The sequence below is a fragment of the Mesorhizobium sp. M0590 genome (assembly GCF_040320905.1).
In the GTDB taxonomy this organism is placed as follows: domain Bacteria; phylum Pseudomonadota; class Alphaproteobacteria; order Rhizobiales; family Rhizobiaceae; genus Mesorhizobium.
The window spans coordinates 65,026-86,073 of the sequence record NZ_JAMYQN010000014.1 but is presented as its reverse complement, the minus strand read 5'-3'; the positions used below and the strand labels follow the sequence as shown (position 1 = coordinate 86,073).

The following is a 21,048-nucleotide window of genomic DNA, read 5'->3' as shown; positions in this document are numbered from 1 at the left end:
GCATCGTGTCGTCGGTAATAAAGCGACGTTGCGCTCTCTGCTTTCACATCCGGGTATGCCGAAAAGTCCGTCGGTCAAAAGTCGACCAGCGGCGTGTCCACGATCTGGTGCTCGAATAGCAACCAGAACGGCGATCCCCGGGATTCGGAGTACCAATGCTCAAAAATCGCAAGGGCCTCGCCGATATTGGTGGCGGGTTCGTCCTCGGGCAGCCTCGCAGCCTGGAACAACGCAAGCGCAACGGGGCCAAAATGCGTGATCGCTTCCGTGCGCGCCTCGCTGTCCGCATTCCAGCCGAGCCGCAAGCGCAGGACGGCCAAAGCGCTGGCCACGGCGATCTCCTCACTTTCGGCTGAGGCCACGGCGTCCGAGATCGCCTGCATGAGGTTGAGCCGCCTGAAGGCGAAAGCGCGCTCCTGTTCCAGAACCGCGATCTGATTGGCCGCTTGTCGCCTGAAGCTTGCCTCGGTTGTCCTGGCGGTCTCAGCCGTCGTTTTCAGGTCATTCAGAAAGGAAGCCGTCGGGTTCATCTTGGCTCACTAGGATGGCGGAAGAGAGTGGGAGTCGAACCCACCAGAGACCGACTCGCGGCCCCTCCCGGATTTGAAGTCCGGACGCCCCACCGGGGACGATGCTCCTCCAGAAATTTGCGCCATCGGCGGCTCACCCTCGCCTGTCAGGCGGAACAGGTCCAGCCTGCGCCTGTTCAGACGGCGCAAGTCTCCCCGCCGCAGCGTCACGCCGTGCCGATCGAGAAATTCGAGGATATGGATGGCGACCTTGCGTCCGCTGCCCACGCGATCGCGAAATTGAGCAGCGGTGAACTGCTCTGTGGGCATCGACGCAGCGAGGTCGCGCGCGATCTCGACGATCTGCGCCAACGCCTCGCGCAGGAAGAAGTGGTCATGAGCGACCTCGTGGACCTTCCCCATGCGGCCGGCAAGCTTCAGAAGCCGCCGGATTTCCGTCCCCGGCGCGGCCAGCACCTCGGCAATATCCCACACTCTCGGCGGATGGAACCGTTCGGGTCCGCCGATGAGAGGCTGGATTTGCAGCCAGAGAGTTTCATCCTTTGCCGTCAGGTGCGCCTCATGACCGGGCAGCCGCACCCAGGCGCCGTCCAAGGCAACTTCTCCAGCGTGCGAAAGGCTCCGCAGAACTGCCGTGAAAGCGGGCGCCGGCAGACGTGGATCAAGCCCAATACGCAGTCTCTCCATTCCTACGCCCGGCAAATCCGGATTGTCGGCATGGAAGGTCTCCAGGGTCGCGGCCAAGTCGCGCTTGAATCGCAACCAGCGCTCCGGCGACAGCACGAGGAGCATTTCTCCGACGGCAAAACGGACAAGCCCGAGTTGATCGATCAGGCCTTCCGTCTCGCAGTCACTAAGCGCCCTGTCGCGCGCGAAAGCCTTCAGGTCGAAATAGTGGGGCGGCGCATCAAGGAGTGCGGCGGCGGCCAGTTCGGGCGCCAATAGCGCATGGGCATCGAGTTGGACCAACCGTTCCGGCGCGCGGCGTTTGCGGCTGGGCGCCCGCAGATCGAGAAAATGTCCGCCGCCGATGGTTCGCTGCGCGGAGGTGTCGCGCACCACGTAAACGTCGCCGGCAGCGGCCGCGATCGGACTGTCCAGCACCAATTGAACATTGGCCGTGCCGCCAGGCCCGATCGGTTCGTCTCCGAGGAGTACAATGCGTGCTCCCACCTCCGTCGCGGCATGGTGGAGCCGCACCGGAAACCATTGGCCGATCGGCTTGCGTTCACCCGGCAGAACGCGAAGGCTTGCATCGATCCGGTCCGACGGCGCGTGAAGCTTCGGATCGACAATTACGTCGCCGCGCCGGATCGCCTCCTTGAAAACCCTTTCGCCGGTCAGATTGAGCGCGCAGCGGTCTCCCACCCGACCACGTTCGGCCGGCCGGTTCTGGGCGTGGATCGATCGGACCCGCGCAAGCAATCCTGACGGGCTTACGACCACGTTGTCCCCAGTACCGAGAGAACCCGAAAGCACGGTGCCCGTCACGACGGTGCCCACGCCGCGCAGCGTGAACGAGCGGTCCACCGCTAGTCGAAAACGGCCCGAAACTGCACGCCGGGCAAGATGCGACGCCTCCTCGACCAAGAGATACCTGAGTTCATCGATACCTTCGCCTGTAACGACCGAGACGGGAATCAGGTGGGCCTCGGCAAGCATCGTCCCGGCAAGCACCGAGCGGAAATCGTTCGCCACCGCAGTGCGGCGCTCGGGACCGGCCAGATCGCATTTCGTGAGCAGGACGGCGCCGCGCTTGACACCGAGCAGGTCGACGATGGCGAGATGCTCCCGGGTTTGCGGCATGACGCCGTCGTCGGCGGCCACCACGAGCAACACGAAGTCGATGCCGCTGGCGCCGGCGAGCATCGTGTGTACGAAACGCTCGTGCCCGGGAACATCGACGAAACCGATGCTATCCCCACCCGGCACCGGCAAATAGGCGAAGCCGAGATCGATCGTCATGCCGCGTGTCTTTTCCTCCTGCAAACGATCGGTGTTTATACCGGTCAGCGCATGCACCAGCGCAGTTTTGCCATGATCGACATGTCCCGCCGTGCCGACGATCATGATGCGGTCTCCGGCAACGGCGCGGCGGCGCGACGCTCGGCCTCGGCGGCATCGCCCGCGCTCAATTCGGCCCGCACCGCAGCCAGATAGCGGCGGGCAAGGGCGCTGCCGCCTGCCTCGGCACGCAGGAGCCAAACCAGCGCCTCGACCGCGTCAGCCGGCACGCCCGTACCAAGATGGCAGGCGGCGCCGAGCATTGCCTGCCCTTCGGCGTCTCCTCGCATGGCAGCACGGCGCCACCAGCGGACAGCCTCGTCCGGATCGCGCGGCACGCCGAGCGCATTGTGATAAAGCATGCCGATCCGGGTCATAGCGGATGCGATGCCCTGATCGGCCGCGGCAAGCGCCCAGCGTCGCGCCTCGCCGGCATCGGGAGCCATCACTTCGCCCTCCAGCAGCATCCAGCTCAGCATATCCTGCGCCGGTCCGTCGCCCGTTTCCGCTGCGGCCCGATAGAGCTCGGCCGCCCGGCGAAAGTCCTGCTGAACGCCTTCGCCGCGGAAATAGAGCGAGGCCAGGTTCCTTTGCCCGACAGGATCTCCTGCCTCGGCGGCGAGCGCCAGCCAGCGAAAGGCCATATCCGCATCACGCTCGACGCCGAGCCCTTCGGCGAAGCAGGCGCCGATATTGTTCTGAGCGCGGGCAACGCCCTGGTGAGCCAGCGGCTCCCATATGGAGAGAGCCACGGCATGATCGCCTCGCCGCGCGGCTTCGAGGGCCTCGGTCATGCCTCCGGCCACAGGCGTCTCGGCTGGGCGGCGCGCAAGGCGGTCAAGCCAGCGCATCGGTTCCTCCCAGATTTAAGCCGGCTAGATTGGCGATGAAGTTCGCCTCGTCTTCCAGGCAGCGGAAATCGAGCACGAGCGCCTGGTTTTCGATGCGCCCGATCACGGGGACGCCCAGCCCACGCAGCGCAGCCGCAAGCGCTTCGAGCGCCCGGCCGCTCCCTGAGCGCGGCTTGAGAGCAAGCCCGGCGCTTGGCACAGTTTCGAGCGGCAGCGCGCCGGATCCGACTTGGCTCCGGCACTCCACCGTGTCGACCGCAAAGGCTTCGCCCACGGCGTCAGCAACCAGGGGAGCAAGGCGCTTTGCCTGCGCTGCAATCTCCCTCACCGAGCGCGAGAGCAGCCTTAGCGTCGGCAGGCGCTCGGCCAGGCGGTCGGGGTCGCGGTAGAGCTTCAACGTCGCCTCGAGCGCGGCCAGACGAAGCTTGTCGACCCTGAGCGCCCGCTTCATCGGGTTGCGGCTGATCGCTGCGAGCAGGTCCCTGCGGCCGACGATGAAACCCGCCTGCGGACCGCCAAGCAGCTTGTCGCCGGAGAATGTGACGAGATCGGCGCCGTCGGCGACCGCCTCGCGCACGGTCGGCTCGCGCCCAAGGCCGTAGCGGGCTAGATCGACCAGCGTGCCCGAACCGAGATCATGGACCAGCGGTACCCCATGCGCCTTGGCGATTGAAGCGAGCTCGGGTGCTCGGATCTCGGCCGTGAATCCTTCGACCCGGTAGTTCGACGTGTGCACCTTGAGGATGAGCCCGGTCTCCGGGCCGATCGCCGCGACATAGTCTTTGCGATGCGTGCGGTTGGTGGTGCCGACCTCGACAAGCCTGGCGCCGGCGCGCGTCATGATCTCGGGCATCCGGAAAGAGCCGCCGATCTCGATCAACTCGCCTCGCGAAACGATCGCTTCGCGACCGAGCGCCAGCGTGTTGAGCACGAGAAGGACGGCAGCCGCGTTGTTGTTGACGACGGTTGCATCCTCGGCTCCGGTCAGCTCGCAAACGAGCGATCGAAGATGATCGTCCCGTTCGCCGCGCTCGCCTTTCTCGACATCGAATTCGAGAGCCACCGCTTCGCGCATCGCCAGCCGAACAGCCTCGACCGCCTCTTTCGCGAGGAGGGCTCGTCCGAGATTGGTATGCAGCACCGTTCCGGTCAGGTTGAAAACGGGACGCAGGGAAGAGCGTTCGCCGTCCCTGAGCTGCACGAGCGCGTCGCCGGCAAGATCGTTTGCCTCCGGCACGACGGCTCCGGCATTGCGGGAGGCCATTCGTGCATCGGCGACGGCTCGGCGAATGGCCTCCGTCGCGGCCTGCCGTCCGAAGCGCTCGATTGCGGCCGCCGCCAGCGGGGTCCTCAGCACTTGGTCGACCGACGGAAGGTTGCGCAAAGGGTTTGCCGATGAAGCGGTCATCGTATCCTCAATAGCCAACAAGGAACGGATTGAACGATCCGCGGCGATGGCCACCCTCGCGGACGAGCAGGTCGAGGCCGAGCGTCGCCACGTCGTCGGCGACCGGATCGAGAGCCGGATCCTTGTGCTGGTACAGGATCTTTACATAGCAGCCGCATGCATCGCAGGTCTCGGCCTTGACCGTGCCAGGGCCTCCCTCGATTTCCTGATAGCCTATCCCCTTGGTCGAGCCGCACAGCGTACATTTGACACGGACGTGGTTCCACAATGTTCCACACAGCGCGCAGACGCAGAACCGCGCCCCGTGTGCGCCGTGCCAACCGACGATGATCGAGGATACGGGCGGCCCACCGCAGGCCGGACAGGCGCCGTCGGCAACCGGAACCAGCTTCGAGCTGTCGAGACATGCCGCGAGGCGGGCAAAGTGAACCTGCAGCGCGGCCGCGACATAGACATGCTCGGCAAGCGCGTTCATTGGGATCGCATCGGTGAGCACATTGCGCACCATGGAGTCGACCCCGGACGCATCGATATTCGCCAGCCTGTCCAAGGCGGCTGCGGCCGCCTTGGGTTTTTCGATCGCGGCTGCCACTTCGAACAGGCGGCCGAGCGTCATTCCAAGGGCGGCATCCGAAGTGGATTGGTTGCGATCGAGCGGCGGCATACCGAAGGTTCGTGCGCGCTCGCGCGCCTCCGCGGTCGGCAATTCGATCTCCGGCAAGCCGTCCTGGATGCGGTGCTGCGCATCCGTCAGTGCAGAGAGGAAGCGGAGATAGGGGCCGAGCTGGTGGTCATCCGCCAACACATCCAATCGCTCGGAGCGGCGAATGAACAAGGTCCGCGGATCAGGCAGGCGCGCAAAGGGTGGAGCCGAGACCTCGCCGATTACAGTCGGGTCAGGGCGTGACGGATCTTGTTGCTTTGGCATTTCAACCTCACGAACCTCACGGGCCACGTGGTCGGCTTGATACTGCTCCAGAGCAATTCCACGAAAAGTGTATAACGGTTTTCCGTCCGGAATTGCGTAAAAACAAATACCCGCTCATTCGGCGGGATTCGATCCCGAACGTCCGTCCGGTTTGCCTGCGATCAGTTCACGCAGCCATTTGCGATGATGCCGCCAAGCCCAGCCGCCGGTCACCCGTCCGCGCGTCATGGCGGGAATGGTGCCGCGTACCCAGATGGCCGAATAGAAATGGATAATCCAGACGCCGATGATCGCCACGGCAGCGATCGAATGAACAAGCAGCGCCACCCGCTGCTGACCGATCGTGGTGTAAGCGGCGAAATATTGTTGCCAGATGACGATGCCGCTCGAAATCAGGATGATGATGAGGATCGACATTGACCAGAAGACGAGCTTCTGGCCGGCATTGTACTTGCCGACTTCGGGGACGTTGTCCTCGTGATTGGACAATACGTCACGGAAACGAGCGAGCCACGTTCCGTCCTCGGGCCTCCACAAATTGGCCTTCCAGAACCGAAGGAAAAGCCCAAGGAAGCTGCAGAAGAGCAAGACGCCGATCCATGGATGAGCGAAGCGCGTGAACTGGCCGCCGCCAAACAGCCCCGACAGGAAGAACAGGCTCGGGTGAAACATGGCAAGGCCGGACAAGGCGAGCAGGATCAGGCTGGCCGCCGTGATCCAATGGTTGATCCGCGCGCCCACCGTGTAGCGGTCCACGATGACTGGCTTGCCGGGATGTACCTGCTCGTTCGGCTTCACGTCATACGCGGCCATCGTTGTCGCCTTCCGTCAGCTCTTCGGCATGCTCCTCATCCGTCTCGGAGACCCTGTTCGGTCCCATGACCAGATGGTGAAGCAGGCCGACGCCGGCCGCCACGCTGAGAATGGTGAGGCCGGCATATTTGGTCACGCCCTTCCACGCCTCCACGAGCGGACTGATCTTCGGCTCCTTCGGCAGACCAGAATAGAGTTCCGGCTGGTCGGCATGGTGCAGCACATACATCACATGCGTCCCTCCGACGCCGGGCGGATCGTAGAGGCCGGCATTCGGATAGCCCCGCGATTTCAGGTCCTTGATGCGGCCGTCGGCGTGCTGTTTCATCTCGTCTTTTGTGCCGAACACGATTGCCTGGGTCGGGCAGGCCTTGGCGCAGGCTGGTCCCTGGCCGACAGCCACGCGGTCGGAGCAGAGCGTGCATTTGTAGGCCGTGTGATCGACTTTGGAGATCCGCGGAATGTTGAACGGGCAACCCTTGATGCAATAGCCGCAGCCGATGCAGTTCTCATGGACGAAATCGACGATGCCGTTCGAATACTGCACTATGGCGCCTGGTGCCGGACAAGCCTTGAGGCAGCCCGGGTCAGCGCAGTGCATACAGCCATCCTTGCGGATCAGCCATTCGAGTTCGTTCGTCTCGGGATTGTCCCATTCGCTGTAGCGCATCAGCGTGAACATGTCCGGCGTCAGATCGGCAGGATTCTCATAGACGCCGGCATTGAAGCCGATCTCCGGATGCGTGTCGTTCCACTCGATGCAGGCCGTCTGGCACGCCTTGCAGCCGATGCATTTCGAAACATCGATGAGCTTGGCGACTTCCGTCAATTGCTGCTCGGGCGCGGGAACCGTCGAGGCAGAGCGGCGGATGAGGTCCTTGTCGGAAAAACGCGGTGCGGTATCCGTCGTCGAAGGATTTGGAAGTGGAGGAAACATCGCTTACTCCTCCTACGCTACCGGCCCGGCGATGGGCTCGATGTTGACAAGGAACGCCTTGTATTCCGGCGTCTCGATGTTGGCGTCGCCGACAAAGGGGGTGAGCATGTTCGGGCCAAAGCCTTTCTTCGCCGCTCCCGTGAAGCCCCAGTGCAGCGGTATTCCGACGATGTGGACGGTCTTGCCATCGCAGGTGAGCGGCCTGATCCGCTTGGTCACCATGGCCTTCGCCACAACGGAACCGCGCTTCGACCAGACGCGCACCCAGCCGCCTTTGGTGATGCCCTTCTCGGCCGCAAGCTGTTCCGAAATTTCCACGAAAAACTCCGGCTGCATCACCGCATTGGTGATGACGTGCTTGGTCCAGAAGTGGAAATGCTCGGTCAGTCGGTAGGAGGTCGCCGCGTAGGGGAACTCCTGCGAAGCCGATTCGGCGAACTGGGCCATATCGCCTTCGAACACCCGCGCTGCGGGGTTGCCGCGGACTTTGGGAGCTATCGGGTTCGCGATGGGCGACTCGAATGGCTCGTAATGCGCCGGGAATGGTCCGTCGCGCATCATGCCCCGGGTAAAGAGGCGCGAGACGCCCTCCGGATTCATGATGAACGGGCCTACTTGATCGGGCTTTGCCGTTGGCAAGATGTCGGGGACATCGTAGCCCGACCATTTCGTGCCGTCCCATTCAATCACCTTGCGGCTTGGATCCCAAGCCTTTCCGGTGAGGTCAGCCGACGCCCTGTTGTAGAGAATGCGGCGGTTGGCAGGCCATGAGAACGCCCATTTGGAATAGGCGCCGGTTTCGTCAGGATCGGTGGTGTCCCGCCTGGCCATGTTGTTGCCGTTTTCGTTGAAGCAGCCGGAATAGATCCAGCAGCCGCAGGAGGTGGAGCCGTCGTCGCGCAGCGCGGCGAAGCCCGGCAAGAGCTTTCCGGCCTCGGCCAGCACCTTTGTCGGGTCGGCCGTGTCGGTTACCCTGGCGAGCGCCCTACCATTGATCTCCTGGGCAAGCTCCTCGGCCGTCGGATCGCCGGGATCGGCATAAGGCCAGTTGAGCTTGACGATCGGCTCGGCGAAGGCGCCGCCTTCCTTGGTGTAGAGCTCCTTCAGGCGCAGATAGAGCTGCGCCATAATCCAGGTATCGCGTTTGGCCTCGCCGGGGGGCGTGCCGCCGGCCCAATGCCACTGCAGCCAGCGCCCCGAATTGACCAGCGAGCCGTCGTCCTCGGCGAAGCAGGTGGAGGGAAGCTGGTAGACTTCCGTCTGAATCTGCGACGGATCGACATCGTTGTACGGCCCGTGGTTCTCCCAGAACCGGCCCGTCTCCGTGTCCAACGGATCCATGATGACGAGGTATTTGAGCTTCGAGAGGGACTCGATCACCTTCTTCTTGTTCGGAGCTGCCTGTAGCGGGTTGAAGCCCTGGCAGAAATAGCCGTTCATCTTGCCCTGGTGCATCAGCTCGAAAGCCCGCAGCAGATCGTAGCCCGGCAGGTCGAGCTTCGGCAGGTAGTCGTAGGCGAAGCCGTTCTCCGGCGTTGCCGCGTTGCCCCACATTGACTTTTGGAAGCTTACGAAGAACTTCCTGTAGTTCTGCCAGTAGCTCATCTGGTTCGGCCGGAGCGGCTTGAAGCCTCGGGTCGACATGTAGGCTGCCAGATCGACCTCCTTCTCGGTCGGCAGCGTCAGATAACCAGGCAGCAGGTTCGACATCAGCCCGAGGTCGGTCAGCCCCTGGATGTTGGAGTGACCGCGAAGCGCGTTCATGCCGCCGCCGCGTATACCAATATTGCCGAGAACAAGCTGCAGCATCGCCATGGCGCGGATGTTCTGCGAGCCCTTCGAGTGCTGGGTCCAGCCGAGCGCGTACATCGAGGTCATCGCCTTGGTCGGAGACGACGTCTCGGCGACCATCGCGGCCACCTTCAGGAACCGGTCCTTCGGTGTGCCGCAGATGCGCTCGACCATCTCCGGCGTGTAGACCGCGACATGCTTCTTGAGCAGATTCCAGACGCAGCGGGGATTGGCCAATGTCGCGTCGACAACGGCAAAGCCGTCCGTGCCTATGTCATAGTCCCAACTGGACTTGTCATAGTCTCGCTTCGCCTCGTTATAGCCGGAGAAGAGGCCGTCCTGATAGGTGAAGCCCTCCTTGACGACATACGTCGCGTTGGTGAAGGTCTTCAGATAGTCCCATTGCACCTTATCGTTCTGGATGCAGTAGTTGATCAGCCCGAGCAGGAAGGCGATGTCCGTTCCCTGGCGGATCGGCGCGTAAAGATCCGACACCGAAGCCGAGCGCGTAAAGCGCGGGTCGACGACGATGAGCTTGGCGCCGCGGTTGGCCTTCGCCTCTGTGACCCATTTGAAGCCGCAAGGATGCGCTTCCGCGGCATTGCCTCCCATGATGACGACGAGATCCGTGTTCTTGATGTCGGTCCAGGAATTGGTCATTGCGCCGCGGCCGAATGTTGGGGCGAGACTCGCCACCGTCGGGCCGTGTCAGACACGTGCCTGGTTGTCGAACACCAGCATGCCCGCGCTGCGGACCACCTTGTAGGTCGCGAACGCGGTTTCATTGGTCGAAGCCGAGGCGGCGAGGAAGCCGGTGGTGATCCACCGGTTGACCGTCACGCCGTCATTGTTCGTCGCGACGAAGTTCTTGTCGCGATCGTCCTTCATCAGACGGGCGATGCGGCCGAGTGCGTCTTCCCAGCTTATCGGCTCGAACTTGTCCGAGCCCGGTTTGCGGATCATCGGATGTTGCAGACGGGTCGGCGACTTGACAAATCCGAGCAGGGCCGACCCTTTGGGGCACAAGGTGCCGCGATTGGTCGGATGATCAGTGTCACCCTCGATATGGGTGATCTCGGCCGGCTCGCCCTTTCTGAGATCGCCCTTCGAATACAAGATTATGCCGCAAGCCACCGAGCAGTATGGACAGGTGTTGCGTGTTTCGGTGGTGTTCGCGAGCTTGAAGGGCCGTATAGCCGCCGCGTGTGCGGCCTCGCTATCGCCGAAGCCGAGGGCTCCAAGCGTAGTACCGGCGAGACCCGCGCCTGCTGTTTGCAGGAACGCGCGTCGAGAAAGATCGATGTTCATGGGTTCCTCCCGAAGCCGATGCCCCACAAGGCAACTCGAACCAACGGTTCAAGCCGACTAACTAGTCTCGGACCAAATAAAATCAATGCCAAAGAACGAGGTGCGTATGGTGCAGCAAAAGTGCCCCTCCGAACCGCCTTCCTGCAACAGGCTTGTGCCCGCAAATCGGCTTTGTGTATTATTGTTGAATATTCTTGTCATCTTTTCGTGACCGCGACTGCGATTGACGAAAACGAACGCATTGCCATACTGTAAAGCGTGGCGATGAAACAGCTCCCGCGGGTCGGGGCGCCTTTCGATCGATACCCAATGACGGCGATGCCTCGCACGCCGGATACGGTGCTTGCCTTTCCTAACTTAACGAAATCCGCTGAGAGCAAGCGTGCTCCAAACGCGCCGTGCGTTGGCGCGATCGTATTTTCCATTCCGGTTGACCTTGATCCCTACTAGAGCGTGCCAGCAGAGGAGGCTCGACGACTATGGCAATCGCCCTCTCGCCCGAAATAACCGATGCGCCCGTTGTGCGCCTGACCAGCCTCGCCCATGGCGGCGGTTGCGGCTGTAAGCTGGCACCGTCAGTGCTGCAGCAGCTTCTCGCTAATCCGGCGGCTGCCAGTCCCTATCATCAGCTTCTCGTCGGCACGGAGACCGGCGACGATGCGGCAGTCTGGCAACTCGACGGCGCGACTTGCGTCATCGCGACCACCGACTTCTTCATGCCTATGGTAGATGACCCCTACGATTTCGGCCGGATTGCCGCAACCAACGCCCTGTCCGATATCTATGCGATGGGTGGCCGGCCGATCATGGCGCTGGCGATCCTCGGGATGCCTCTCGACAAGATCCCGATGCTCATGGTCCGCGAAATCCTGAAAGGTGGCGAAGCTGTCTGCGCCGACGCCGGAATCCCGGTTGCAGGTGGCCACTCGATCGACTCGCCGGAGCCGATTTATGGCCTCGCAGTCATCGGCACATGCCGACCCGGAGATATCCGACGCAATTCTGACACCAGGCCGGGTGACGCCTTGATCCTGACGAAAGGGCTCGGCGTCGGCATCTACTCCGCCGCCATCAAGAAGCAGGCGCTTTCCGAGAGCGGCTATCGCGAAATGATCGCCTCCACCACCCTTCTCAACCGGATCGGATCGGAGCTGGCGCAGGACGCGAGCGTCCACGCCGTCACCGACGTGACCGGATTTGGCTTGCTCGGACATGCCCTCGAGATGGCACGCGGTTCCGGATGCACGCTGATAATTTGCAGCCACGACGTGCCGCTCTTTTCCGAAGCTGCCTCGCTCGCGGTCGACGGCCACGTTACCGGCGCATCGCGGCGCAACTGGGCGAGCTATGGCGACGCGGTAAGCTTACCTCCCGGCATGCCCGAGTGGCGACGCCATCTTCTCACGGATCCACAGACTTCGGGCGGATTGCTGGTTGCTTGCGAGACCGACCGCGCAGCGGCGCTCGTCGAGAGGATCGTCGCGGACGGCTATCCTTTGGCTCGCATCATCGGCCATGCCAGGCCCGGCGCGCCGACAATAGTAGTAGAGGCCTGAACGGCCGCTCCGCTTCCCCGCCAGATGACGGGGCGCGCCCTCCAGTCCGCGGCACTCCACCTCCTGATGCCGCCCGGCATGCCGCAGCGCCTGCCGGCGTCGCGCGGTGCGCGACGTGCTGGTGTGCGCCCGGCTTGTCGCGATGGCGACAAACCGGCGCTTGACCGCGGCAAACAAAGCCGGCGGCAGCGGCCCGCAATAGCCGCTCTCCGTCTCCAGCGGCCGGATGTCGGGGCCAGGCCAGGCGAACCGGTTGCTTTCCGTCAAAACGATCCACGACCGCTCGCCGTCAAGCCGCAAACGCAGCTTGACCGCAGCCGGAATCTCGATGGCATCATCGGGATCGGACGGCGGCGTATGGGTGATCGGCAGGACCCGGACGACTGGCGAGCCGTCCTCCTGCATGGCGACCAGCGCGAGCACCAGGCAGGGCCGGTCCTTGTCTCCTTCCTCGCGGCCTTCGCGGTGTTGCCAAGGCCAGAGGTAGGAGTAACGGAAGACGTGGCCGACCTTGATTTCAGCCGGTAGCATTTTTTGCCGTCAGGCCTTTTGCCCCGAGGCGTTTCGACCCGAGGGTTTTGACCCAGAGAGCTCGTCGTTGAGATGGTCGAGATCCGGCTCCATTTCAGAGGCTTCGACCGCGGCGATCTCGTCCGAGCCGAGTTCCGCTGTCAGATCGACCCGCCGGTCGCGCTTCGACAGCCGGACAAAATCCTCATAGGCCAGCAGCACCGTGCGCGGGCGACCGTTCTTGGTGATGATTACCGGGTCGCGGACCGCGGCATCCTGATAGGCGCCAAAATTTTTCGAGACGGCGGCGGCGGTGACGGTGGTGCTCATCGGCGAGACTCCTTTATTCCGGAATATACGGGCTTTCCGGGCTTTCCGCAAATGTCGGGCGCCCGCCAAATGGAACGAGGCAGTGACAGGGCAGCTTCCAAAGGCCCTCGTCCGTTCGCCTGGGTTCGTTCTGCGAGTGCGCCGCCGATATTGTCCAAGACGCAACGCCCAGAACACCTCCACTTGCTGTAGGCAGCCGCAACTGGAAACGATGCCGGACGTTGCTGTGACGAACAGGAATAAGGCTGTCTGTGGCGGCAAGGCTGGTTGAGGAAAGCCCCGACCGTTATGAAGCCAATGACCGAAGAGCATCCCGCGGCACTAGCACAATACGTCCCGCGGCAGCTCTCGACTAGCGAAAGACTGACGACGACGTCTGTTTGGGGTCGAACTTGCCTATTGGCCGCTTGCTGGAGACTGGACATTCGCGGACCGCCACACTGCTGTAGCCAATGCTATGGATCGACTCCTGCACCTGGTGCCCGCGTGCGGCGGCCGTGATGATTTTGTCGGGATCGTCGGTCCAGACGAAGGGCTATGACTGCAGCTTGTGGTCGATGACGAAGCGGTTGATGGCGGAAACCCACATGCCCTCAACACGGGACTGGTGATGGCTCGCGCAGCGCCTGCCGTGCTGCCGCCATTGGTGCTCTTAGTTCCTGACACGACCCCACGCCAGAACCGCACTGCACGAGCTTCCAGCGCCGGTTGCCCTGCGGCGGGAGGTTGGGGTGGCACCAAGAGGCGGGGAGGATGATCGCCATTAAGCACCGATTTATGCGGCAAATCTTGGCTCCGGAACTCCCGTTGCACCCAGGCCGGTGATGGCAAAAAGGCTGCCGCGCAAGACACCGTCGCTTGGAAAGCGCGGCAGCGGCGGCTTGGCCATCGAAGTGACGTACAGCGTGTCGAGCTTCGGCCCGCCGAACATGACGCTGGTGATCTTCTTGACGGGCATGTCGATGATGCGATCAACGCTGCCGTCGGGCGCGTAACGCACCAGCCTGCCGTCATAGACCAGCGCGTTCCACAGGAATCCTTCCGAATCGACGGTCGAGCCGTCAGCCGCCCCTCCCCGGCTGGTATCGACGCGGGTGAAGGTGCGCCTGTTGTCGGCGGCACCCGTTTCGATATTATAGTCGTAGGCCCAGATCTCGCCGGTCCAGGTGTCGGCGAAATAGAAGGTGCGGTCGTCCGGGCTCCAGCACGGACCGTTCGAGCAGATGATGCCGGAATCTATTCTGGTAACGGAGAAATCCGGATCGAGCCGGTAGAGCCCGCCGGAGGGTCCCTCTTCCATCGTGTCCATTGAGCCGGCGAAGAAGCGGCCGCGCCGATCGACCTTGCCGTCATTGAGCCGGTTCATCGGCCTGTCCGGCTCCGGATCGTGAATCGGCGTCACCTCGCCGGTGGCGAAATCAAGCAGATGGAAACCGCGCTGCAGCGATACCACCGCGCCACCGCCGTCCTTGCGCAATGCCATCGAACCGATCTTCATCGGCACGTCCCAGCAACGGATCTCGCGGCCGTCGGCGGTCGCCCGAAACACACGCCCGTCGAAACTGTCGATCCAGTAGAGGCGCTCCTGTTCAACGTCCCACAGCGGTCCCTCGCCCAGCGTGGTCTTCACGTCCACCACGACTTCGATCTTCATGCCGTCCTCCTCTGTTCGAACTTGCAGAAACCGGTCAGAACGCGACCTGGTCGCCGCCCTTCAATGACAGGATTTCGCGGGCCTCGTCGGGCGTTGCCACTTCCATGCCGAGGCCTTCGATGATCTTGCGGGCGAGCACCACCTGCTCGGCATTTGACTTGGCAAGCCTGCGCTTGCCGGCCCACAGACTGTCTTCGAGCCCAACGCGGATATTGCCGCCAAGCGCTGCCGATTGCGCGGCTATGCGCAACTGGCTGGCGCCCGCACCCAGCACCGACCAGCGAAACTGATCGCCGAACAGGCGATCGGCGGTACGCTTCATATGGGCAACGTCTTCCGGGTGCGTGCCGATGCCGCCGAGCAGGCCGAACACGGACTGCACGAAGAACGGCGGTTTCACCAGTCCGCGATCAGCGAAGTGGGAGAGGTTATACAGATGGGCGATGTCGTAGCACTCGAACTCGAAGCGCGTCCCATTGTCGTAGCAGGTCGCCAATATGTATTCGATGTCCTTGAACGAGTTGCGGAAGACGAGATCACGCGTCGCTTCCAGATGCGGCCTTTCCCAGTCGAACTTGAAGGTCTCGTATTTGTCGGCGAGGTGATAGAGCCCGAAATTGATCGAGCCCATGTTGAGCGAGGCGACTTCCGGCTTGAACTGGGCGGCGGGCCGCACACGCTCCTCCACCTTCATGTAGGGACTGCCGCCGGTGGTGATGTTGATGGCGGCATTGGTGCCTTGCTTGACGCGCGGCAGGAAACGCGCGAACGCCTCTGGCGTCTGGTCGGGCTTGCCGGTCTCGGGGTCGCGGGCATGCAGATGCAGGATCGCCGCACCAGCCTCCGCCGCCGCAATCGCCTCCGAGGCGATCTGGTCTGGCGTGATCGGTAGATAAGGCGACATGGTCGGCGTATGGATTGCCCCGGTCACCGCGCAGGTGATGATGACCTTGCCGCTGGGTTGCTGGGCGCCGGGCTTGCGGCTTGTTTGCGTCATCGTCCAAACTCCTGATCCGACTTTTTTTTGTGCGCCGCCAGTGCCATCAGCCGGCGGTCGCGCCAGACCTGCCGTTTGCCGAGTTCTTCTCGCGGCAGCCGCTTGCGGCGCTCGGCCTCGACGGTCTCCATGACCTCGCCGGCCCAGTCGACGCGCCGCAGCATCTGCGGGAAGATGTTGGAATAGATCGTCTGGTAGCGCTCGACATAGTCGCGCACACCACCCGGTGCATTGAGGTCGATCGTCTCGAACGGACCCATGAACGACCAGCGCAGCGCCAGCCCGTCGCGGAGGCCCGTGTCGACGTCCTCGACGCTGGCATAGCCGTCGGCGACGAGCCGGAACGCCTCCTCCAGCAGCGCGCCTTGCAGGCGGTTCATGATGAAGCCGTCGAGCTCGCGCTTCATCACCAGCGGCGCGTGGCCCGCCTCGACAAGAAAGGCGCGGGTCCTTTCCACCGTTTCGGCGGAGGTCCATGGCGCCGGCACGACTTCCGCCGCCGGGATGAGATAGGGCGGATTGATCGGGTGCACGACGAGGCAGCGATGGCGCCCCTCAAGATGATCGGTGAATTTCGACGGCAACAGCGCCGAGGTGGAACTGGCGATCACCGCCTGCGGACCGGCAAGGGCGTCGATCCGGGAGAACACTTCCCGCTTCACCTCGAGGTTTTCCGGCGTGTTCTCCTGGACGTGGACGGCATCGGCCAAGGCGTCGCCAAGCTCCGCCACAATGGTGATGCGGCCAAGCACGGCATCGACCGCCTGTCCCCGCAGCAAATCGTTGGCGGCTAGGTCGCCGAGCACGCCAGCGATATAGTCGCGCGCACCGCTGGCCGCGGCCGGCGCCTGGTCCCACATGCGCACATCATGGCCTGCACGAGCGAAGCTGATCGCCCACGCTCGCCCGATGAAGCCGCTTCCGACAATTGCTACCTTCGCCATGATCTCCCCCTCAGAGTGTCTCAACGTTGCCGTCGACGCCGAGCGACTGGCCGGAAATGTTGACGCCCGCATCGGAAAGCAGGAAGGCGACCATCGCGGCAACATCGTATGGGCTGGTCATGCGGCGCAGCGAGATGTTTTGCAGATAGCGCTGCGTCATCTCCTCGTTTGAAACGCCGAGCTGCTTTGCCCGGTCGGCAATGACCTTGTCGATGCGCGGTCCTTCGATGATGCCGGGCAAGATGGCATTGACCCTGATCCCATGTGGTCCGAGTTCCTTGGCAAGACTCTGAGTCAGGCCGACAACGCCGAACTTGGCAGCAGAATACGGCGTGCGGAACGCGTAGCCATGGCGGCCGGCGGCCGAAGACATCGAGACGATCGAGCCGCCGCCCGCCGCCTTGATCAGCGGCACGGCACGCCGCGCGCACAGGAACTGGCCGGTCAGGCAGATATCTATGCAGCGCCGCCAGTCCGCCGGATCGATCTCATCCACCCCGCCGGTCGGCCCGGCAATGCCGGCATTGTTGATCAGGGCGTCGAGCCCGCCGAGCTTCTCCTTGACGGTCTCGAACAGCTGGTCCACATCGTCGTCGCGCGAAACGTCGGCTTTGACTGCGGCGGCGAGCGTAATTCTCTCTGGAGCGGCGGCCAGCGCCTCGTCGGAAATATCGCAGATCACGACACGCGCGCCGAGCCTCGACAGCGTCTCTGCAATGGCAAACCCGATGCCGCCGGCACCCGCCGTCACCAGCACGCGCTGGCCTTTGAGCCCGGTCAGGAATTCGTCCGCCGATGCCGGTGCGCTTGAGCTCATTATTCCATTCCTTTCACTGAATCCGCCTTTCGCGCAGCGCCATGACGGCACCGAGCACCACCAGCCCGAACAGGATCGCCCGCGTCGCGTAAGGCAGCGTCGTGCCGGCGAGCAGCATCTGCAACGCGGTCAAAAGCAGCACGCCGCCCAGCATGCCGAGATAATGGCCGCGCCCGCCGGTGATCAGCGCACCGCCGACGACGACAACGGCGATCGAGGGCAGCAGATAGTCGTCACCCATGCCGAGGCTGGCCTGGCCGGAAAAGCCGGTCAGCATGATGCCGACGAGCCCGGCGCAGACCGCCGACAGCACATAGACGAAGATGAGCGTGCGCCCGACCGCGATGCCGGAGAGCTGGGCGGCGCGCAGGCTGTTGCCGATGCCATAAACCCGGCGGCCGAAAGCGGTGCGGCCGAGCAGCAGCACGGCAAAGACGACGAAGGCGATCATGAACAGCACCACCGGCGTCACAACGAATACCTTCCCGGTCATGAACCAGCGCAGCATCGGCGAGGAGAAGCCGGCCGGCGTACCCTGCGAGTAGAGCAGCGCGACGCCTTGCAGAACGCCGTTGGTGGCCAGCGTCATCACGATCGGCGAAATGCCGAGGAAGACGATGCCGATGCCGTTGGCAAGACCGATCAGGCAAGCGATGAGCAGCACCGCCGGCAGCGCATAGGCAAGTGCAGCATCCGAGCCGTTGACCATGCCGGCAAGCAGGATGCCCGAGAGACCGATCGTCCACGGCACCGACAGGTCGAGCCCGCCGGTGAGGATTACGCTGCCTTGCCCAAGAGCGAGGATGGCGAGGAAGCTCGACAGCACGAACAGCGAGTTCCAGTAGGTGACGTTGACAATGGCGCGTCCGAGCCAGATCTGGGTGACGATCACGACGATGGCCAGGCAGACATAGGCCGGCAGCGCATAACGCAGCGTCTCGGCATTGCGGATATGGAAGGCCGGCTGCGGCGCCTGCTGATCGTCGGTGCTGCCACGCGCGATTCTCAGCCGCCGGTCGGTGCGATCGATCTGCGAGGGCAGCATTCCGGCGCGCCATGCGGCCAACCGCGCCCGTAGCGCACGCAGTTGGCGGGCGAGTACGGAGCCATGCGACAGCGAGCCGGCAAGCACGGCAAGGATCAGGATTGTGCCCTCGGCGATCGTCGAATAATAGGCCGAGACGTTGAGTACGAGCAGGATGTTGACGACCATCATCAGTATGTAGGCGCCAAAGAGAGTGCCAACCGGCCCGCCTTGACCGCCGCCCAGCCTTGTACCGCCGACAACGACCGCCGCGAACATCGACAGCAACAACGGGTTGCCGACGAGCGGATCGCCGCTGCCGGTCTGGGCACTGATGAAGACGCCGGCAAGCCCGTAGCAGCCGCCGGCTACGACGTAGACCAGGAAGCGCACGAGAACGACGCGCACGCCGACCGATGCGGCCGCATCCGGATCGCTGCCGATCGCATAGAGAGCCGTCCCGAAGCGTGTGCCTTTGAGCCAGAACCAGCCGAGCAGGACGACACCAATAACCACCAGCGGCATCGGTATCCAGCCGGCGATGGCATCACCGAGATAGAAGGCGCCAAGATCGGGAGAGACGAAGCCGCCCGGCTTGTCCATAACCAGCAGCGTTACCCCCTGCAGGATGAACATGGTCGACAGCGTGACGACGATTGGCTGCATGCACAGGACGGCGATGAAGAAGCCGTTGAAGGCGCCGACCAGCATGCCGACACCAATTCCGGCCAAGGTCCACAGCGCGACACTGGTGCCGGTCGCCATCGGATCCATGCCTTTTGCCAGGACGACATTGACCAGCGAGATCACCGCGCCGGCGGACAGGTCGAAACCGCCGGACAGGATGACCACGGTCTGGCCGATCGCCGCCAGTGCCGAGGTGGCGCCGCCGCTGGAGAGAAACGAAATGTCGAAATAGGTGAGCCGCCCGGCACTGACCAGATCAACGATCAGCAGGAGCACGGCAAAGACGATCGCCGCGATGATCGCGCCGCTGTGCCGCGCGAAGAGCCGCGACACTGTGGCGGCCGGTGCCGCGGCGGGCAAACTCGTCACGCTCATTCCGCCGCCTCCCGGACCAAGTCGCCGTGTCCCAGCGCCGGTCGCATGATCGCGCCTTCCGTGATGTCGTTGCCGGCAAGCTCCGCCACCAAGCGACCGTCATAGAGGACGAGCACCCGGTCGCATTGATGGACCAGCTCGGGAATTTCGGTTGAATGCAGAAGGATCGAGCCGCCGGCCGCCACATAGTCGCGCATCATCACATAGAGTTCGTGCTTGGTGCCGACGTCGATGCCGCGGGTTGGGTCGAAGAGCAGCAGGATGCGGCTTTCGGCGACCAGCCATTTGGCGATGGCGATCTTCTGCTGGTTACCGCCCGAAAACGCCCCCGCCCTAGTCCACATGGCGCGGTGGTCGACCTCGACCGTCGAGAAGGCGGACTGTACGGCCCGCGCCTCCTCGTCCCTGCTGATCAGGCCAAATCGGGTAAAACGCGCGACGACCGGCAGCGATACGTTCTGCCGGCCCGAGAGTTTCAGGAACAGGCCTTCGGTCTTGCGGTCCTCGGGTACCAGCCCGATCGCCATGTTGGGCTTGAGCGCATCGGCGGGCGATCCAAGCCAAACCATGCGGCCGTCGACCAGGATATGGCCGCGCTCGATCTCGGCCATGCCGAAGCAGGCGAGGAACAGGTCGAGCTGGCCCATGCCCTGAAGCCCGGCAATGCCGAGAATCTCGCCCTTGCGCAGGTCGAAACCGACGCCGTCGAGCTTCCTCCCGGCCTTGAGATCGCGTACGCCGAGCACCGGAGGACCGAAGACGGCCTCGCTTTCGGGTTTCGGCGGAAAGGTCTGGGCGATGCTGCGACCGATGATCTTTTCGATTACTTCTCCATCCGGGACATCGGCAGCCGGTGCGGTCACGATATGACGGCCGTTCCTGAGAATGGTCAGCGTATCGCAGAAGGCCCGCACCTCGCGCATGCGATGGGTGATGAACACGACCGTCGTACCGGCCGCCTTCAGCCGCGCGATGATGCCGCCCAGCCATTCGACATCGCCGCCCGACAGCGTCGAGGTCGGTTCGTCGAGCAAGAGGATGCGCGGCTTGCGATAGAGCGCGCGCGCGATCTCGATCTTCTGCCGGACGGCGAGATCGAGCGTTGCCACTTCGGCATCAAGATCGACCGAAAACCCGAGATCGGAAATGTGCTGGCGCACCGCCTTGCGCGCGGCCGACCGCTTGATCAGGCCGATCGGGCCGACAGGCGCGTAGGGCAGCAGCATGTTGTCGAGAACGCTGAGATCGCGCACCAGCGTCATTTCCTGGAAGGCTGTCTGCACGCCTTTGGCGTGCGCGGCGCGCGGCGAACCGAGTGGCGCCGGTTCACCAAGAACGGTGATTTGCCCTTCGTCGGGCCGCACCAGTCCCGACAGCAGCTTGACGAGCGTGGACTTGCCCGCACCGTTCTCGCCAAGCAAGGCATGCGCGCTGCCCGAAGCGATCTCGAAGGAAACGTCATCGAGGGCGACTGTTGCGCCAAACGCCTTGCGGACGCCCTCTATGCCGACAGCTGTCGAATGCGCTGACATCATTATCCCAGTCCCGGCCTGCATGAAAGGTGCGTGGAGTGCCTCGAAAGGC

At 63.4% G+C, this 21,048-nt stretch carries 16 protein-coding genes, 1 tRNA gene and 2 pseudogenes; 2 read left to right on the top strand and 17 right to left on the bottom strand.

Going from position 1 to position 21,048, the window contains the following annotated elements:
• Positions 1-74: 74 nt before the first annotated feature.
• The 9 genes and pseudogenes from NKI52_RS22380 to fdnG all read right to left on the bottom strand — a co-directional run bounded on the left by NKI52_RS22380 (position 75) and on the right by fdnG (position 10,570).
• On the bottom strand, positions 75-383 hold the full coding sequence (locus tag NKI52_RS22380) for a hypothetical protein (protein WP_352456088.1): 309 nt from the start codon (positions 381-383) through the stop codon (positions 75-77).
• Between the two features lie 162 nt (positions 384-545).
• A tRNA-Sec gene (locus tag NKI52_RS22375) sits at positions 546-641 on the bottom strand.
• A 123-nt stretch (positions 642-764) separates the two neighbouring features.
• Positions 765-2,600, bottom strand: a pseudogene (selB, locus tag NKI52_RS22370) (selenocysteine-specific translation elongation factor); the annotation flags it as partial.
• Positions 2,597-3,385 (bottom strand): tetratricopeptide repeat protein, encoded by a 789-nt coding sequence (locus NKI52_RS22365; RefSeq protein WP_352699610.1) that lies wholly within the window; start codon positions 3,383-3,385, stop codon positions 2,597-2,599. The gene NKI52_RS22365 and the pseudogene selB, both read right to left, overlap by 4 nt.
• Positions 3,372-4,793 (bottom strand): L-seryl-tRNA(Sec) selenium transferase, encoded by a 1,422-nt coding sequence (gene selA, locus NKI52_RS22360; RefSeq protein ID WP_352699607.1) that lies wholly within the window; start codon positions 4,791-4,793, stop codon positions 3,372-3,374. Before selA ends, NKI52_RS22365 begins: the two co-directional genes overlap by 14 nt.
• Before the next feature lie 7 nt (positions 4,794-4,800).
• Positions 4,801-5,721 carry a formate dehydrogenase accessory protein FdhE gene (gene fdhE, locus NKI52_RS22355; RefSeq protein ID WP_352644293.1) on the bottom strand — a complete coding sequence of 307 codons (921 nt, stop codon included), beginning with the start codon at positions 5,719-5,721 and terminating at the stop codon, positions 4,801-4,803.
• A 114-nt stretch (positions 5,722-5,835) separates the two neighbouring features.
• Positions 5,836-6,534 carry a formate dehydrogenase subunit gamma gene (locus NKI52_RS22350; protein WP_352699605.1) on the bottom strand — a complete coding sequence of 233 codons (699 nt, stop codon included), beginning with the start codon at positions 6,532-6,534 and terminating at the stop codon, positions 5,836-5,838.
• Positions 6,521-7,471 carry a formate dehydrogenase subunit beta gene (gene fdxH / locus NKI52_RS22345; protein WP_352699603.1) on the bottom strand — a complete coding sequence of 317 codons (951 nt, stop codon included), beginning with the start codon at positions 7,469-7,471 and terminating at the stop codon, positions 6,521-6,523. Before fdxH ends, NKI52_RS22350 begins: the two co-directional genes overlap by 14 nt.
• A gap of 12 nt (positions 7,472-7,483) precedes the next feature.
• Positions 7,484-10,570, bottom strand: a complete 3,087-nt coding sequence (gene fdnG, locus NKI52_RS22340) for a formate dehydrogenase-N subunit alpha (RefSeq protein ID WP_352699601.1) — start codon at positions 10,568-10,570, stop codon at positions 7,484-7,486.
• 479 nt (positions 10,571-11,049) lie between these two features.
• Between fdnG and selD the strand changes: the two genes are divergently transcribed.
• Positions 11,050-12,126 (top strand): selenide, water dikinase SelD, encoded by a 1,077-nt coding sequence (gene selD, locus NKI52_RS22335; RefSeq protein WP_352699599.1) that lies wholly within the window; start codon positions 11,050-11,052, stop codon positions 12,124-12,126.
• A gap of 105 nt (positions 12,127-12,231) precedes the next feature.
• Here selD and NKI52_RS22330 read toward each other — a convergent pair.
• Positions 12,232-12,549: pseudogene (locus NKI52_RS22330) on the bottom strand (plasmid maintenance toxin (PemK-like)); the annotation flags it as partial.
• Between NKI52_RS22330 and NKI52_RS22325 the strand changes: the two are divergent.
• Positions 12,484-12,654, top strand: a complete 171-nt coding sequence (locus NKI52_RS22325) for a hypothetical protein (protein ID WP_352699754.1) — start codon at positions 12,484-12,486, stop codon at positions 12,652-12,654. The pseudogene NKI52_RS22330 and the gene NKI52_RS22325 overlap by 66 nt on opposite strands.
• Positions 12,655-12,666: 12 nt before the next feature.
• On the opposite strand, the gene NKI52_RS22320 is transcribed toward NKI52_RS22325, so the two are convergent.
• The 7 genes from NKI52_RS22320 to NKI52_RS22285 all read right to left on the bottom strand — a co-directional run bounded on the left by NKI52_RS22320 (position 12,667) and on the right by NKI52_RS22285 (position 20,999).
• On the bottom strand, positions 12,667-12,966 hold the full coding sequence (locus NKI52_RS22320; RefSeq protein ID WP_352699597.1) for a type II toxin-antitoxin system Phd/YefM family antitoxin: 300 nt from the start codon (positions 12,964-12,966) through the stop codon (positions 12,667-12,669).
• Between the two features lie 775 nt (positions 12,967-13,741).
• Positions 13,742-14,620, bottom strand: coding sequence for an SMP-30/gluconolactonase/LRE family protein (locus NKI52_RS22310; protein ID WP_352699595.1), 879 nt, complete (start codon positions 14,618-14,620; stop codon positions 13,742-13,744).
• Positions 14,621-14,654: 34 nt separating this feature from the next.
• Positions 14,655-15,617 carry a 3,5-dioxohexanoate:acetyl-CoA acetone transferase gene (kce, locus tag NKI52_RS22305; protein ID WP_352699593.1) on the bottom strand — a complete coding sequence of 321 codons (963 nt, stop codon included), beginning with the start codon at positions 15,615-15,617 and terminating at the stop codon, positions 14,655-14,657.
• Entirely contained in the window at positions 15,614-16,561 is a 948-nt protein-coding gene (locus tag NKI52_RS22300; RefSeq protein WP_352699591.1) for a 3-hydroxyacyl-CoA dehydrogenase, read from the bottom strand. Before NKI52_RS22300 ends, kce begins: the two co-directional genes overlap by 4 nt.
• Positions 16,562-16,571: 10 nt before the next feature.
• Positions 16,572-17,378 (bottom strand): SDR family oxidoreductase, encoded by an 807-nt coding sequence (locus tag NKI52_RS22295; RefSeq protein WP_352456099.1) that lies wholly within the window; start codon positions 17,376-17,378, stop codon positions 16,572-16,574.
• A gap of 13 nt (positions 17,379-17,391) precedes the next feature.
• On the bottom strand, positions 17,392-19,464 hold the full coding sequence (locus NKI52_RS22290; protein WP_352699589.1) for an ABC transporter permease: 2,073 nt from the start codon (positions 19,462-19,464) through the stop codon (positions 17,392-17,394).
• A complete protein-coding gene (locus NKI52_RS22285) occupies positions 19,461-20,999 on the bottom strand; it encodes a sugar ABC transporter ATP-binding protein (protein WP_502894611.1) in 1,539 nt (512 codons plus the stop codon). The genes NKI52_RS22290 and NKI52_RS22285 overlap by 4 nt, the downstream gene beginning before the upstream one ends.
• Between the last annotated feature and the right edge of the window lie 49 nt (positions 21,000-21,048).